This window comes from Achromobacter sp. EG18 (assembly GCF_059759395.1).
Window position 1 is genome coordinate 1,693,325 of the sequence record NZ_CM186213.1, and the last position, 16,105, is coordinate 1,709,429.

Sequence of the window (16,105 nt, forward strand, 5' to 3'; positions counted from 1 at the left end):
CAAAAAAGGGTTCAACCGTTGGCTTGTTGCGCAACGGTGGCGGCGGCGGCCGGCTGGCGGGCCAGCTCGATGAAGGCGCGCACGTAATCGATGGCCGTGTCGGCCTCGCGCGCCCCCAGGAAGATCTGCTTGGCGATGCCGCGGGCGCCCAGCCGCACCGGCACCACGTCCATCCGGGCGGCGTATTCCTCCACCAGCCAGCGCGGCAAGGCGGCCACGCCGCGGCCGCTGGCCACCATCTGCACCATGATGTCGGTGGTCTCGATGGCCTTGTGGCGCCTGGGCGTGACCCCGGCCGGTAACAGGAACTGGTTGTAGATGTCCAGCCGCTCGATGTCCACGGGGTAACTGATCAGCACTTCCTGGGTCAACTGCTGGGGCTTCACATGCGCCACCGACGCCAGCGGATGGCCCTTGGCCACCACCAGCACCTGCTCGTAGTCGAACACCGGCTCGAACTTCAGGCCCGGCTTGAACAGCGGGTCGGGCGTGACCAGCAGGTCGATCTCGTAGCCGAACAGCGCGCCGATCCCGCCGAACTGGAACTTCTGCTTGACGTCCACATCCACGTCGGGCCACGCGGCCAGATAGGGGGAAACCACCTTGAGCAGCCACTGGTAGCAAGGATGGCATTCCATGCCGATGCGCAGCGCGCCGCGCTCGCCCTGCGCGAACTGGCCCAGGCGCTCTTCGGCCAGGTCCAGCTGCGGCAGCACGCGGTTCGCCACCGCCAGCAGGTACTGGCCGGCCTGCGTCAGGCGCAGGCTGCGGCCTTCGCGCAGCCAGACGTCGGTGCCCAGCTGCTGCTCCAGCTTCTTCATGCTGTGGCTCAGGGCGGACTGGGTCAGGCTCAGCACGCCCGCGGCGGCCGTCAATGAACCCTGCTTTTCGACCTGCTGGACGATGCTGAGATGGATGCGCTCAAGCATTCAGATGATTTCCGCTCATGGATTCGTGAAATAAAACCATTTTACTTCATCGCTTCCCGCCCCTAGTATGCGCTTCCGTCGTCTGCGGGCGCGGCGCCGCATAAATCAATTCCAGTGAAGCAAAAATGACACGTCCACTCCGTCTAGTAGCCGTTTCCGGCGGACTGCAACGCCCCTCCAAATCCGCCGCCCTGGCGCAGCACCTGATGGACCTGATCGCCGACGACGTCCCGTGCGAACAGCGCCTGGTCGAACTGGGCCAGCTCGTCCCGCACCTGGCCGGCGCCACCTGGCGCCCCCACCTGCCCGACACCGTGGAGCGGGACCTTGACGCGGTCGAACAGGCGGACGTGCTGGTGGTAGCCACCCCGGTCTTTCGCGGCTCCTACACGGGGCTGTTCAAGCATTTCTTCGACTTCATCCACCAGGACGCCTTGATCGACAAGCCCGTCCTGCTGGCTGCCACCGGCGGCAGCGAACGCCATGCCCTGATGATCGACCACCAACTGCGGCCGCTGTTCAGCTTCTTCCAGGCCCGCACCTTGCCGCTGGGCGTCTACGCGACCGACAAGGATTTCGCCGACTACCGGCTGCGGGACGAAGCCTTGATCGAACGGGCCAGGCTGGCGATCGAACGGGCATTGCCCCTGATCGCGTTGTCGCGCCACGCAGGCGCCGTCGCCGCCGTGGAAGCCATCGCAGCCTGAAGCACGCCTCGGAACGCTGGCCAGGCGGCTCGTTCGCCAGCGCCGTTCCAACCCGACATCCGCCCTTCGAGCGCCCCGCAAAGGCTTCCGTTTCTCCCGCCTTGCGGCCGCCCGAACCGGCTTTTCGTTTTCCGCAGACTTTTTTTCGCAGAATCAGCGCATCCCATCACCATGAGCAACGATTTCACCTTCAGCATCAAGAGCCTTTCTTTTGATGAAAACTATCGTCCCTCGGACAACACGCGCATCACCACCAACTTCGCCAACCTGGCCCGGGGCGAAAGCCGCCAGGAAAACCTGCGCAACACGCTGCGGATGATCGACAAGCGGTTCAACAACCTGGCGCATTGGGACAACCCCAAAGGCGATCGCTACGCCGTCGAACTCGAGATCATCACCGCCGAAATGCATATCGGCGCCGCCAGCGGTGGCGACGTCTTTCCGCTGATCGAGATCCTGAAGACCAATATCGTCGACAAGGCCAACAACGAGCGCATCGAGGGCATCGTGGGGAACAACTTCTCCTCGTACGTGCGCGACTACGACTTCAGCGTGCTGCTGCCCGAGCACAACAACGACAAACCCACCTTCAGCACGCCGGACAATTTCGGCGATCTGCACGGCAAGCTGTTCAAGCACTTCGTCAATTCCAGCGCCTACAAGGAACGGTTCAGCAAACCGCCCGTCATCTGCATCAGCGCGTCCAGCAGCAAGACCTACCACCGGACCGAGAACCAGCACCCCATCCTGGGCGTCGAGTATCAACAGAACGAACTCTCATCGACCGACGAGTACTTCGAGAAGATGGGCCTGCGCGTGCGCTACTTCATGCCCCCGGGCAGCGCCGCCCCCCTGGCCTTCTACTTCCAGGGCGACCTGCTGGGCCATTACACCAACCTCGAGCTGATCAGCATCATCAGCACGATGGAGACCTTCCAGAAGATCTACCGCCCCGAGATCTACAACGCCAACTCCGCCGCCGGAAAGCTCTATCAGCCCAGCCTGAAGAACCAGGACTACTCGCTGACGCAGATCGTCTACGACCGCGAAGAACGCAGCCAGCTGGCCGTCAAGCAAGGCAAGTTCACCGAAGAACACTTCATCAAGCCGTACAAGCACGTGCTCGAAAGCTGGGCCGCCAACTACGCGCACTAATCCCCCCGCCCCAAACATCCAACACGGGACCGCAAGATCATGAAAAAACTACTGCCCACTTCGACCGCCGGCAGCCTGCCCAAACCCTCCTGGCTGGCCCAGCCTGAAAAGCTCTGGTCGCCCTGGAAGCTGCAGGACCAGGAACTGGTCGAAGGCAAGCAGGACGCCCTGCGCCTGGCCCTGCACGAACAACAGCACGCCGGCATCGACATCGTCAGCGACGGCGAGCAGACCCGCCAGCACTTCGTCACCACCTTCATCGAGCACCTGGACGGCGTCGATTTCGAAAAGCGCGAAACCGTCCGGATCCGCGACCGCTACGACGCCAGCGTGCCGACCGTCGTCGGCGCCGTGAGCCGCCAGAAGCCGGTCTTCGTCGAAGACGCCAAGTTCCTGCGCCAGCAGACCACGCAGCCCATCAAGTGGGCCCTGCCCGGCCCCATGACGATGATCGACACCCTCTACGACGCCCACTACAAGAGCCGCGAAAAGCTGGCCTGGGAATTCGCCAAGATCCTCAACCAGGAAGCCAGGGAACTGGAAGCCGCCGGCGTCGACATCATCCAGTTCGACGAGCCGGCCTTCAACGTCTTCTTCGACGAGGTGAACGACTGGGGCATCGCCACCCTGGAACGCGCCATCGAAGGCCTGAAGTGCGAAACCGCCGTGCACATCTGCTACGGCTACGGCATCAAGGCCAACACCGACTGGAAGAAGACGCTGGGGTCCGAATGGCGTCAGTACGAGGAATCGTTCCCCAAACTGCAGCAATCCAGCATCGACATCGTTTCGCTGGAATGCCATAACTCGCATGTGCCCATCGACCTGATCGAACTGATCCGCGGCAAGAAGGTAATGGTGGGCGCGATCGACGTGGCCAGCGACAAAATCGAAACGCCGGAGGAAGTGGCAAACACGCTGCGCAAGGCGCTCAAGTTCGTCGACGCCGACAAGCTCTATCCCTGCACGAACTGCGGCATGGCGCCGCTGTCGCGCGCCATCGCGCACGGCAAGCTGCTGGCGCTGAGCGAAGGCGCGGAGATCGTCCGGAAGGAATTGCAGGGGTGATGTTGAAGTGAAAATTGGCGCGCCGGACTATGGCTTGTCGGATGCAAAGCATCTGCAAGCCGTCCGGCGCTCACCTAATGGCACCACAATATGGCTAGTGCCGGAAAAGCCGATCAGACGCAGGCATCGCAGTATTCAGCGAGCGTAATCCCTCGGTAGTCCTCAAAGCCCTCATCGGTGAGTCCGAACGGCGATTCCGGCATCGCCCCCATCCTCATGGACTTGGCCGCATCGAGAAGGCGTCTTCCGGCCAACTGCAAATGCTCTGCCTGCCATCTGGCACGTGCATCTTGTGCCTGCATCCCCCCCTCGAGCACCATGGATTGAATTCTCCGTGGGCACTGGTGTAGTGGCCAGGCGTCCCGGCGAGACCGACTCATCGCTCCCAGCCCTCTGTTGCCATACCTGCTGACCACGGGCCGATTTCGTCCGATTTAGAGGCAGCAGGGACAAGAGTCGGACGACGCGCATCTTAAATAACTCCCATTCTCAACAAAAATCGAGCTCCAACCGAATAGCGCGTCGGCACGGCGCGCAACGGTAAACCCCGACGTTGTCGAGCCGATTACACAGCTCTCCCTTCTGCGGCAACGTGGCACTTCAACGAGGCCGTGTATGGAGCTTTCCAGCAGCACCGGACGCCTGCATTCCGTATGGACGCAGGCGCTTCAGACCGAAGCGTTTCAGCGTAATGGCATCCATCAGGCCGACCTGATTGCCGTGCTCCCCCGGGTTCGTGAACGTGCGTTTCAGCGTCTGATGCAAGCGTTGCTGCGAGAGAAGCTGATAGCGCCCGGGCGCGTCCAACAAGCGCATGGGCGAAGCATCCTGCCCCTCGGCGACGAGGGCGCTTACCTCACCTTTGGGAGCCTGCGGCCGGGGCCCATGGCCAGTTGGTACCTCGCTGGTCCCGTGCTGCTTCACCGTTCTCCGAATCCTGCACGGGAACTGGAAATTCCCTCGGACCTGATCGAACAATTGGTTCCCTTGCTGGCCCCCATCCCCGGCGTCGAGGTGATCGAACAACTGAAACGCGAACTCGACGACAGCTTCCGCAACGACAGCCTGTGCCTGGCGTTTCATGACAATTGGAACGCGCGATTGTTGAAGCAGACTCGCGACGCGCACACCGACAGCCTGTTGCAATGGTTGCGATCACCGGACGCTCCCCGCAACCCCACGCAACTGCTGGAACAGTGGGGAACCCTCGGCCATCCTTGGCATCCCGGCTACAAAGCCAAGCTCGGCATGGACACCCGGGAAGTCATTGGCTGCGCCCCGGAATTCGAAGCGCACGTGCGTCTTCCGCTTGTCGCGCTACACCGAGGGGTAGCGCATACCGAGTCGATGTCGGAGCCTGCCTATCCGGCTTGGTGGCGCGGGGCTTTTCCACACGAAGCGCGTACCTGGGATTCGGCGCTACGCACATTGGGACGCGAGCCGGCGGACTTCCTTCCCCTGCCGGTGCATCCCTTTCAGCTTTCCACCCTCCGGGAAACATTCACCGCCGAGATCGCACAGGGTCAATTGATCCTGCCAGACGACACTGCGATCGCTGGCAGCCCGGGCATGTCCTTCCGTACATTGTGGACGGATGGCGCCGATCCGCAGCATACGCTCATGGTAAAGCTGCCCGTCGCGTTGCGCCTGACCAGCGTGCAACGCACGCTCACGCCCAGGTCAGCAAGGATGGGGCCACGCATCAGCCGCTTACTGGCGACCATCCGGCAACGCGAACCGCAACTGGCTCGGTCTTGGGACTTCGTGCCCGAGCGGCACGGCATCCATGTCTTGCTGGAACCGGCCAACGACGAGCGCGCGCGCCACCTCGGCGTTCTCTATCGGGACAACCCGACAAGTCGATTGCATTCAGGCCAGATGGCGATACCCGTCGGCAGCCTGTTCGTCGAAGACCACAACAACGAACCTTTGCTACGCCAATGGGTCGCGATCGCGCAAGGCGCAAGCGACCATCAGGCCGCACTGCGGTTCTTTCAGGACTACGTCGCCACGGCCCTACCCGGCCTGCTAGATCTATACCTGATCTACGGCATCGCCTTCGAAGCCCATCAACAGAACAGCTTCATGGTCATGGATGACGCGGGCCAACCCTCCCGGCTGCTGATCCGCGACTTCGGCGATCTGCGCATCCACCGTCCCAGCCTGGTCCGGCAGGGTCTCACGCTGGAGATCCACGATCCCGCGCTGACGCTCTTTGACGACGCCGACTTCGTACGCGCCAAGCTGCTGCACGCCGGCTTCATGTGCCATCTCGGCGAACTGGCCCTGCTGTACCAGCGCCATTGGCCGGAACTGGATGAGCAAGCGCTCTGGTCCGTGCTCGCCCGGCAGGTCGCCGAGCGCTTCGATCATGTCCGTACACGGACCGACCCTGACCGCTGGCAATCCGAACGCGCCGCGTTTCTCGAACGCCCCTGGCCCGCCAAGAGCTTCCTGCGCATGCGATTGGCCCAGACCCAGAACGACATCACCGGCCAAATGGACAACCCGCTACGCGCGTGGATCGGCGATGCATGAACTTCGATCGCCGACAGATCTTCCGGCTGGTGCTGATCCAGGCCTTTGCGATGGGCGCGATGGAAATGAGCGGCCCATTCTGGCCGCTGCGCCTGCGGGCCTTGTTGCCTCCAGATCGACAAGATCAATTGTCCTGGCTGGCGGCGCTGATCTACATCGGGCCGGCGTTAACGGCCATTATCGCCACGCCATTCTGGAGCGCGCTGGGCACGCGTCGTGGACACCGCCCCATGTTGATCCGGGCGCTGTTGGCGCTTGGCGTCTGCCAGTGGCTCGCGGCCATTACCGCGAACGTCTGGCTGCTGATCGGCATCCGGGTGCTGCAAGGCGCCTTGGCTGGCTTCATCGCCGCGGCACAGGCTTACGCCACCACCGGTTCGTCCGGCGCGAATCGCGGGCAAATCCTCGCCCGCCTGCAATCGGCCACCGCCATCGGCTCCTTGTTGGGTCCCGTCGCCGGTGGCCTGTTGATGGACCTCTACGGATTCGCCTGGATCTGCCTCATCGCCGGGCTGATCTGTCTGATTTGCGTCATTCCCGTCCTGAGCCTGCCCAAGGACACGCCAGAACCCGTCGCACCACTGGGCACCGGGACCACCGGACACACCACCGCGCACACCTGGTTGCTGGCCCCGCTAGTGGTCATCACCCTCATCCAGGCGGCAAAGATGATGCCGCAGCCCTTCTTCGCGCTGTATCTGAACGAAGTGCTGCACGCGCCCTCCTGGCTCAGCGGCGCAAGCTACGCAGCAAGCGCCTTGACGCTGGCCCTGTCCGCCCCGTGGTGGGCGCGCCTGTGCTCACCACAGCCCGTCCAGCGCGGCTGGCGATGCCTGGAGGCCGCCTCCTGGGCCAGCGCGCTCACGCTCTGCCTGATGGCGCTCGCCCACGACACTACTACGTTCATCGCCACCCGCCTGCTGTGGGGCCTGTGGCAAGGCGCGCTCCTGCCGCTGGCCTACGTCCTGATCGGACATACCGCCCCCAAGGCCTACCGGGCGATCGGCCTGGGGCTGGGCAACAGCGCCGCCAAAGCGGGTGCGCTGGCTGGCCTCGCCTTGGGCGCCGGCGCCATGTCATGGGCCAGCCTGCATTGGGGCTTCTGGCTGGTCGCCCCCCTCTATGTCGTCGCCGCGTTGAGCGTGCGCTTCCTGCGCCAATTACCCGGCTGCCAGCAGCCCCTCCCCACTCCCCCTGACCCTCCCGCCACGCCATCCTCCCCGCAAATCAAGGACTCACCATGAAATCCCTTATCGCCGGCCTTGCGCCTGTCCGCGCCAACCGACTTCCGCTCATGCTCATCTCCGCCTCGATGTGGCCCCTGGGTATCAGCCCGTCTTATGCCGAGGAAGCCACCACCCTCCCCACCGTCACGGTCACCGCCACTCGCGGCGAAGCCAGCATCGCCAGCATCCCCGGCTCGGTACAGGTGATCGAAGCCGAAGAAATAAAGCGGCAATCCGGCGCCGGCCGCAAGGTCGCCGACGTCCTGGCGACGCTGGTCCCCGGCATGGCCCCCAGCAGCGGCACCATGACCAACTACGGCCAGAGCCTGCGCGGACGCAACGTCCTGGTCCTGATCGACGGCGTGCCGCAAAACGCCAGCCGCGACAACTATCGCCAGCTCAACAGCATCGCGCCCGAGAGCATCGAGCGCGTGGAAGTGGTCTCCGGCGCCAGCAGCCTCTACGGGGCCGGCGCCACCGGCGGCATGATCAACATCATCACCAAGCGCAACAAGGGCCAAGACCTGGCCTTCAGCAGTCGAGTCGGCATCACCGCCGACAAGGACTTCCACGGCGACGGCATGGCCTACGAACTGTTCCAGAGCGCCACGGGGCGCCAGGGCGCATTCGACTGGTACCTGTCCGGAGATTTCGTCAAACGCGGCGGGCAATTCGATGCCCTGGGCCAGCGCATTCCGCAGGACACCTCCCAAGGCAGCGAAATGGACACCCGCAACCATGACCTGACCGCGCGCTTCGGCTTCGACTTCACCCCAGACCGCCGCTTGACCCTGGGCCTGCAGGAGTTCCAGGACAAGCAGCGTTCCGATTACGGTTTCCAGGCTGTCGCCGGAGAAGCCCGCGCCGTATCCGGCCTGGATCTGGACGATCAACCCAAGACGCTCAATCGCGCCATCAACCTCAACTACACCGACCGCGGCTTCTTCGGCCAACGGCTCCAAGCCGAAAGCTACTGGCGCCACAACGAGGCGCTTTTCTATCCTGATCGCCCCAGGAAGAAAGCTGGTATCACCGCCACCGACAGCCGCGCGACGGTCTACGGACTGCGCCTTGCCATGGAAAGCCAGTTACCCAGCTTCAGCGGCATCCAGGGAACGCTGACCTACGGCGGCGACTACGAACGCGAGCAGTTGACCCAGGATGGCAGGCAATACACGGTGAAGGGACTGGTCTACACCCCCACTGGCCGCACGCTTGAACTGGGCCCCGACATGACCACCCAGACCCGCGCCCTCTTCCTGCAATCCGCCTGGGAAATGCAGGATTGGACCCTGCGCGCGGGCGTTCGTCGCCAGTGGATCGACAGCAACGTCAAAGACAGCGTCGCCTATGGCGACATCCAGGCCACCGGCGTGGGCAACATCCTGCCGGGCGGCAAGCTCAAGTACAACGCCACGCTCTACAACCTGGGGGTGGTCCGCCACCTGAGCGATGCCCAGGACGTGTTCGTCAACTTCAGCCAGGGCTTCACCCTGCCAGACATCCAGCGCTTCCTGCGCGACGTGCGCAGCGACTACGACATCCAGCAGTTGAACTCGCAGGCATTGAAGGTCGACAGCTATGAGATCGGTTGGCGCGGTGCGTGGGACGCGGTGCAGGCCAGCGTCACGGCCTATCGGAACAACTCGGATGTGACGCAGTTCTACGATGCGAAGGACCGGGTGCTGCGGCTGATCAACCAGAAGGAGCGCGTGAGCGGGGTCGAGGCGAGCCTGGACGTCAATGTCGCTCGCGCTTGGAAGGTGGGCGGCAGTTATGCGTATACCAAGGGTGCGACCAAGCAGAATGGAAGCTGGATCGCGCTGCCGGCGACCCGGATCGCGCCGCCGAAGTTCACGGCTTATGTCAGTTATGCGCCTGGGACGTATAGTGCGCGGTTGCAGGGGGTGCGCGTCGGAGGGTATGACGCGGCGGCTCGGGACAAGAATGGGCGCGAGACCGTGGGGTATACGTTGCTGGATCTGTTGGCTTCGGTGGAGTTGCCCAAGGGGCGGGTGGATGTGGGGGTCTATAACCTGACCAATCGGGATTATTACTCGGTGTTCATGCAGGCGAATGCGCGGGCGCCTTGGCCGCGGGCGCAGGGGAGGACTGTGGCGGTGAGCTACAGCGCGGATTGGTGATGGTCGGCCCTCCCTTTCGAAGGATGCGGGAAATGGGCCTATCCCTAATTTTGTGTGCGAGGCATACCATGAAAACTAAAAGCCATGGATATGCGGATGAAGAAGAGATGCACAGTAGCCGTAAAGGCAGCGGCCCGCAGGCCGTTGCCTGAAGTGGCGGCCGAGTTGCTGGATCATCTGGTCAAGGAACCGATGACTCCCAGCAAAGTTCAAGACCTGTTCTTGGCGTGCCAAAAGGCGGTCATCGAGCTCAGGATGGCTGCTGAGATGAACCCGCATCTGGGTTATCGGCCAGGCGAGGACAAGCCCGAAGACCAGGCCAACGAGCGCAACGGCGCCAGCGGCAAGACGGTGCTGACCGAGCATGGCCCGGTGCGCGTGGAACTGCCGCGTGATCACGACGACTCCTTCGCACCGATTCTGATCCCCAAGGACGAGCGGCGCTTCACCAGGATCGATGACCGGATCATCGCACTGTACGCACGAGGAAGGAGCGTGCGCGATACCCAGGCGTTCCTGGCCGAGAGCTACGGCACCGAGATATCGCCGGACTTCATCAGCTCGGTCACCGACGAGGTCATGGCCGAGACCATCGCCTGGCAGAACCGGCCGCTGGAAGCGATGTATCCGGTGATGTTCTCCGACGCACTGCGTGTCAATATCCGCGACGACGGTGGGGTCAGCAACAAAGCGGTGTATCTGGCTCTGGCCGTGCAGGCCGACGGCCAGCGCGACGTGCTGTGCCTGCGGGTCGAACAGACCGAGGGTGTGCCAGGACATACTGCTCGCCTTGATCGACGGCTTGAAGGGCCTGGCCGACGCCATCGGCACGTCCTTCCCACGCACGACGATACAGACCTGCATCGTGCATCTGATCCGCAACAGCCTAGATTGCGCAGATTGGAAGGACAGCAAGGCCGTGGCCGCCGCCTTGCGTGCCTTGAAGGCACACGACCAGAGACTACAGTTGCGGACAAGGTGACGAAGTCAGGAGAGAAGGCTGAACAGGCAATGGCCGCCTTACTTGCCAACCGCTCGCTGGCGAAGCGTACAGGGCCGGATAGGAGGAATCTGGGCCGAAGGCGTCAGGGAATAAAGCCGAATAGCCGCGACTCGGCATGAAGCGCGGGCACGGCCCGCGAGCCTGACGGCAGTACAACGGGACACGTATTTGAAACAGGCGACGTCAGACCGTACGCACGCATTGACGTACGCGGACTTAGGTTAAAATTAACTTAGACACTCGCATTACAAATACATAGCCCCGAAAGCTACTGCGAAATCGCTATTGCAGTGCTTGCATTGGGTGGCGAGACGTGACGTTGCACCGATTAAAACTCTAAAAGGACGACGGGAGGGGGCATGTCTGTGCTGTACCAGCTAGCCGTGCTCGGTGAGCCAACCGACGAACAAGTTGACGAGCTTGAGCAGGTCGTCGCGCATGCAGTGCAGTTGTTCGGATTGAGGCTTGGCCACGAGGTGGGATGGGAAGTCTGCCCTACTCTGTTCAATCCCGATCAGCAGAAATCGTCCGCAGCCGTTTTCTACGGTGCCGCCAACGTTCCACAAGCCAATGTAGATCAACTGCTGAAACGCGGTATCCCTATCCTTCCAGTAGCCTCCGAAGCAGAGCGGGTCACTGCAGAAATTCCCGAATTGCTTCGTCCGCTGAACTGCCTTGCGTACAACGCGGGCGGCGCCCAACGAGTAGCAACCGCGCTGCTGGAATGTGCAGGCCTACTTCCCCGCCAGCGTCGTGTATTTGTTAGCTATAGAAGGGGGGAGGCCCGCGAAGCCGCGCTGCAGCTTTTCGATGCGTTCTCCACTCGGCTTTTTGATGTATTCCTCGATACGCATGGCATCGCACCCGCCGAGGATTTTCAAGCAATGCTCTGGCATCGGCTCTGCGACTCCGATGTACTTGTTATGCTCGATACTCCCGGCTACTTTGAGAGCCGGTGGACTAGTGCTGAGTTTGGCCGAGCACTTGCCAAAGGCATCAGTGTGCTACGTATCGGCTGGCCGGACTCTACTCCATCGGTACGCACAGCCACAGCCAGCCGTGCAGAACTCCTGCCAGAAGAAGTGAATGGAGACACAGGTCGCTTGGCCGACACAGCGATCGAACGAATCTGCCTGCAACTGGAAGCTGTTCGCAGTCAAAGTCAGGCGGTACGCAGCGTCAATTTGGTCAGCAATCTGCGCAATGCAGTCGAAACAATCGGCGGGAGCGTAGCGGGCGTCGGCTTGAACAAAGCCGTCTACATCCAGCTACCGGACGGCAAGGAAGTCGTGGTGTACCCTACTGTCGGCGTGCCGACTTCGACGACACTGCATGAGGCGTCGATCAATTCGCCGGATCGTTCGGTTGCTGTTGTTTTTGACCACGTTGGACTGCATCCTCGTTGGCTAGGCCATCTGGATTGGCTCGGCAATCACGTTCAAACTGCGCGCTGGGTCAAGGCCAGCGAAGCGGGTTGGCAGTTCGCAGATTGGGAGGCCTGATACATGAGCGCCATCTTCCTTTCGGCTAGCGTGCCGCTTGTCGATCGAGGTACCTACCACGAGACTGCGAATCCATTTCTCATTCAATGCGCGGTACGGGAATTGGTCATTTCGGTCATCCGACAACACAAGATTGTCTGGGGCGGGCATCCGGCTATAACACCCATGATCTGGACGATCTGTGAGGACCTGAAGGTCGACTATTCCGATGCAGTCATCCTGTACCAAAGTAGTTTTTTTCAGGATCGATTCCCTGAAGAGAACCAGCGTTTTCACAATGTCGTGCTGACCGATGCAGTGCCGCGGGATCGGAGCGCAAGTCTGCTACTCATGCGCGAGCGGATGCTGTCGCGCGAAGACCTGGTTGCGGCCGTGTTTATCGGGGGAATGGATGGGGTTGAAGCCGAGTACGACCTATTTATCCGCTTCCATCCGAATAAAAAAGTGCTACCGGTAGCAGCGCCGGGTGGTGCCGCACTTGCATTGGCAAAACGCCTTGGCAACTTCGACGAAGCCGAGCTGCAGGACATCGATTTTTCGCGCTTATTCCATTCACATCTAAGTGCCTTAGCCAACACAGCCACCCCATCGGCCAAAACGAGAACAAGGAATCGTCCATGACGCGCACAGTCTTCTACCGCTTTCGTTACCAACGCGATGGATGGCGTGCCTCCAAGGTCCGCAATATCGGGGTCGTCGAAGGCAGCCGCCCTGCTAGCGACAACAAATAGGAAGAGGTCCTGCGCGGTGGCGATGCCGGTGTTCAATGCTGGATCGACGCGCAGCTGGAAAACCGGAACTGCACCATCGTCCTCCTCGGCGATGAGACGGCGAACCGCCGTTGGGTGAAATACGAAATCGAGAAATCTTGGAATAGCGGCAAAGGCCTGTTCGCATTCGCGTTCACAAAATTCTGGACTATACCCAGCAAACCTCGATCGCCGGAGCAAATCCATTCGATGGATCTTCTTTGAAGGATGGACGCAAGCTATCCACTCTCTTCAAAGCCTACGATCCTCCTTACGCAGCTAGTGCTGATGTGCATGACTACATCAGCAAGAATCTTGCTGGTCGGGTTGAAACTGTCATCGCGGATCATTAGACATGGCTAAGTGCGCATTTTCAGTTGCCGTTACTAATATGTCATTGGCTTCCGAAAGCTTTCGCCGCGATATCGTCCGCAGTCGTACGAGATGCGGCGACGGACGAGTCCAGCATCCTAAGGCCATCTCCGCCCCAATCTTATCAGCATGGGTCAAGCCTCGTGAACGGCACAACTTATCACAGTTCCACCCGCGGGTCGTCCAAGAGACCCGCCGGAACGTCCAGCAGTCGATACAACCGATCGAGATGCAGAAGACCTCTAACACTTTTATCTGGAGATTTACTCGATCCGTTCTCTCGCAGCCACGCAACCAGATGGTCGAATTTGATCGAATAGCTTAACTTTGGAACGGAATACACGAATTCCGCCTCAGCTTTCTTACTTGCCGTAACGCTATCGAAACTTATGCTTTCCTCAGCCCGTACAATTTTTCTTCTAGGTTTTCTGCGAACTCTACCGGCAAACATCAATTCTGAGAATATCCACGGAGATGACAGATACTCGTTATCATTCACATAGTCCTCGACCTTTACAGAATTTTCGGAATCAAGAAAAATCAGCAATTCTGCGCTGTCGATCATGCCATGCAGCGCGGAATTCAATATCATATGGACATTTGCTGTCGTTCTATTTCTCAGAGGGTAGCTATAGTTTTTCCAGCCATTTGGGATGCAAAATTTATTATCTATTTCCTTCAGAAGCTCATCTGCATACCCCCATACACACGAATCGACAAATACTCGCAAACCTCGACTCTCGAAGGACAAAGCGAGCTTGATGGCCTCATCCCTATCTTTATGCGAATGGGAAATAAACACATCCACATCCTGCGCGGGAAATATACTCTTCTCGATCAAAGAAGCATCCAAAATTCTCTCTTTATCGAGAAGATATTCTTCCAATTTAACTAATATTTCATTTCCACGCTGGCTATAGGATTTAACCTGATCGGCAGTCCAACGCAACAATCCACCCCGAAAATCAATAACGCGCAAATCAATAAACATTCATTTCCTCTAGCGCATTTTTTAACTTCTAAAAAATTTAGCCGACACCGCCGATTCAATCCAATTAATATTTCTTCCAGTCGTGTGCAAATCTCCCGTCAAAAAAACGGGATCGAACCGACACAAAAGAATCTTTTCCAGCTTCGTTACCCCTCGCCGCCATTTCGTCAATCGCCGCGATATCATCAAGCTTTATCTCGACGGGGGTTTGCTGATTAACCCTGAGATGCCGGGTCGGTCCTAGAAAGCTGTCCGCCAAGAGCAATGCACCGTGCTCCTGGGCTGTAAAGAAGAGATCAACACTGTGTAATGCCCATCCCGCCTTACCTTTCCCCAGAGCATCAGTAAAGTCAGACTCACTACTCAACGTGCCAATACTTAGGACGTCTATTCGATCCAACGGGATCTTGAGATGGCGCACAGATTCTGCCAGCGCCGGCAGAATTGGATTGTTCGACCAAACGCCACCATCCAGGAACATCTCCGGCACGATAGGCCCCTCCCAGAGAGATTCGTCAAAGTACGTAGGGGCGGCTGATGAAGCAAGCGCGGCGTCAACGGACGGGATATCCCGAAATGCCGTTCGATCTGGACTATGCGGCGTGACTATGGCCTCAGCCTGCCCATGCTTGGCTCTCACAGTCGGAATAACCAATCTGCAGATCGAGTCTGAAAGCTTTCGATCGCCGTAGATCGACTGAAGCAATCCCCGCAGCGTTGAAGACTCGTGCTTGGACCGCAGCCAATGCCGAAGCGTTCGGTCCTTCGGGAAAATGAGCGGCCCCTTGTCCCGGTAGAAGCTAAGTATGTCGGCCGGCTTGATGCCCAGCCCGAGACCAATTGCAAGTATGGCGCCCGTTGAGGTTCCGGCGACCAAGTCAAAGTGAGAAACCAGACTATTGCCACCGCCGCTGCCGAGCATCTCATCCCACTTTGCCAGGACGGCCGCGGTGAAAGTTCCGCGCAATCCACCACCATCGAGCGCAAGAATTCTGAAATTGCGTCCCCTTTCGACGCTCCGTCGTACAAGGGGCAGACGCTTCAACTGGTTGACAATTGAATCGACAATGCTCTCAATGGACGTCTCGTACGCAATCTTCCTGTTTTCGTCGTCGGACAACCCGTTTTGCAGGCTCGACAGCAGCCCCAGATTCTCTTTCAGATAGCCAGAGATGGCGCCGCCAAAGCCGGCGATGATAAAGCCGGGCTTGCCGAGATCAAGCATGGCATCAAGCTCGGTAGGAACTCCAGCCTTGGCCTTATTTGTATTCCACCATCTTCCGCCCACGCACACCACGGCGTCGGATCGTTCTGCCATCCAGTCACGCATCGGAGTCAAATCGCCACCCCGCTCGCCCTCCGTTTCGACAGGTACCACCTGCACAACGGCGAATTGTCGCTGCCTTTCTATTTCCTCAATCTGCTCAGGCGTCTCGGCAAACTTCTGGGCGCGCACAAGCGTCAATGCACCGACTTCTCCGCCCGCATCGATAAACGCCCGCGCCGCTTCTTCCAATGGTTCTGTAAAGGTCGGATGGCTGCCGTGAATGACGGAGCCTCCTTCGTTGAATATCGTTGTACAAAGCCGTTTGACGAATACACATATTTCTTCGTTATGTACGTCCGGGACGGAACCGGACAGATGAACACGTACGCCCGCAAGAGGTTGCCTAGAAGCCATTGACAGATCCCGTTGGAATCATTGAATTCGACGAATCGGT

At 59.9% G+C, this 16,105-nt stretch carries 12 protein-coding genes and 1 pseudogene; 10 read left to right on the plus strand and 3 right to left on the minus strand.

The genetic code is table 11. The annotated features are described in order from the left end of the window. Window positions 1-11: 11 nt before the first annotated feature. On the minus strand, window positions 12-929 hold the full coding sequence (locus tag AC6CR5_RS07810; protein ID WP_026382901.1) for a LysR family transcriptional regulator: 918 nt from the start codon (window positions 927-929) through the stop codon (window positions 12-14). Window positions 930-1,054: 125 nt separating this feature from the next. Here AC6CR5_RS07810 and msuE point away from each other — a divergent pair, with 125 nt between their 5' ends. The 10 genes and pseudogenes from msuE to AC6CR5_RS07860 all read left to right on the plus strand — a co-directional run bounded on the left by msuE (window position 1,055) and on the right by AC6CR5_RS07860 (window position 13,246). Next, the gene (gene msuE / locus AC6CR5_RS07815; protein ID WP_148319483.1) at window positions 1,055-1,636 is read left to right on the plus strand and encodes an FMN reductase; all 582 of its coding nucleotides are present in this window, start codon (window positions 1,055-1,057) and stop codon (window positions 1,634-1,636) included. Between the two features lie 171 nt (window positions 1,637-1,807). Further along, window positions 1,808-2,791, plus strand: coding sequence for a DUF1852 domain-containing protein (locus tag AC6CR5_RS07820; RefSeq protein ID WP_006387099.1), 984 nt, complete (start codon window positions 1,808-1,810; stop codon window positions 2,789-2,791). A gap of 39 nt (window positions 2,792-2,830) precedes the next feature. Further along, window positions 2,831-3,859: a methionine synthase gene (locus AC6CR5_RS07825; RefSeq protein ID WP_006387098.1), complete on the plus strand. Its 1,029-nt coding sequence runs from the start codon at window positions 2,831-2,833 to the stop codon at window positions 3,857-3,859. A gap of 615 nt (window positions 3,860-4,474) precedes the next feature. Beyond that, entirely contained in the window at window positions 4,475-6,397 is a 1,923-nt protein-coding gene (locus AC6CR5_RS07830) for an IucA/IucC family protein (RefSeq protein ID WP_498085449.1), read from the plus strand. Further along, the gene (locus AC6CR5_RS07835) at window positions 6,394-7,641 is read left to right on the plus strand and encodes an MFS transporter (RefSeq protein WP_172999485.1); all 1,248 of its coding nucleotides are present in this window, start codon (window positions 6,394-6,396) and stop codon (window positions 7,639-7,641) included. The genes AC6CR5_RS07830 and AC6CR5_RS07835 overlap by 4 nt, the downstream gene beginning before the upstream one ends. Beyond that, a complete protein-coding gene (locus tag AC6CR5_RS07840) occupies window positions 7,638-9,767 on the plus strand; it encodes a TonB-dependent receptor (RefSeq protein WP_498085450.1) in 2,130 nt (709 codons plus the stop codon). Before AC6CR5_RS07835 ends, AC6CR5_RS07840 begins: the two co-directional genes overlap by 4 nt. Window positions 9,768-9,863: 96 nt before the next feature. Beyond that, window positions 9,864-10,710: pseudogene (locus tag AC6CR5_RS07845) on the plus strand (IS256 family transposase); the annotation flags it as partial. A 419-nt stretch (window positions 10,711-11,129) separates the two neighbouring features. Next, window positions 11,130-12,272 carry a Thoeris type III anti-phage system protein ThcB4 gene (thcB4, locus tag AC6CR5_RS07850; protein ID WP_081330351.1) on the plus strand — a complete coding sequence of 381 codons (1,143 nt, stop codon included), beginning with the start codon at window positions 11,130-11,132 and terminating at the stop codon, window positions 12,270-12,272. A gap of 3 nt (window positions 12,273-12,275) precedes the next feature. Further along, window positions 12,276-12,893 carry a Thoeris type III anti-phage system protein ThcA gene (thcA, locus tag AC6CR5_RS07855; RefSeq protein WP_498085451.1) on the plus strand — a complete coding sequence of 206 codons (618 nt, stop codon included), beginning with the start codon at window positions 12,276-12,278 and terminating at the stop codon, window positions 12,891-12,893. A gap of 185 nt (window positions 12,894-13,078) precedes the next feature. Continuing rightward, window positions 13,079-13,246 (plus strand): TIR domain-containing protein, encoded by a 168-nt coding sequence (locus AC6CR5_RS07860; protein WP_498085735.1) that lies wholly within the window; start codon window positions 13,079-13,081, stop codon window positions 13,244-13,246. A 307-nt stretch (window positions 13,247-13,553) separates the two neighbouring features. Here AC6CR5_RS07860 and AC6CR5_RS07865 read toward each other — a convergent pair whose 3' ends face one another. Further along, the gene (locus AC6CR5_RS07865; protein ID WP_498085452.1) at window positions 13,554-14,384 is read right to left on the minus strand and encodes a hypothetical protein; all 831 of its coding nucleotides are present in this window, start codon (window positions 14,382-14,384) and stop codon (window positions 13,554-13,556) included. 64 nt (window positions 14,385-14,448) lie between these two features. Then, window positions 14,449-16,065, minus strand: coding sequence for a CBASS cGAMP-activated phospholipase (locus AC6CR5_RS07870; RefSeq protein ID WP_068950806.1), 1,617 nt, complete (start codon window positions 16,063-16,065; stop codon window positions 14,449-14,451). Window positions 16,066-16,105 lie beyond the last annotated feature (40 nt).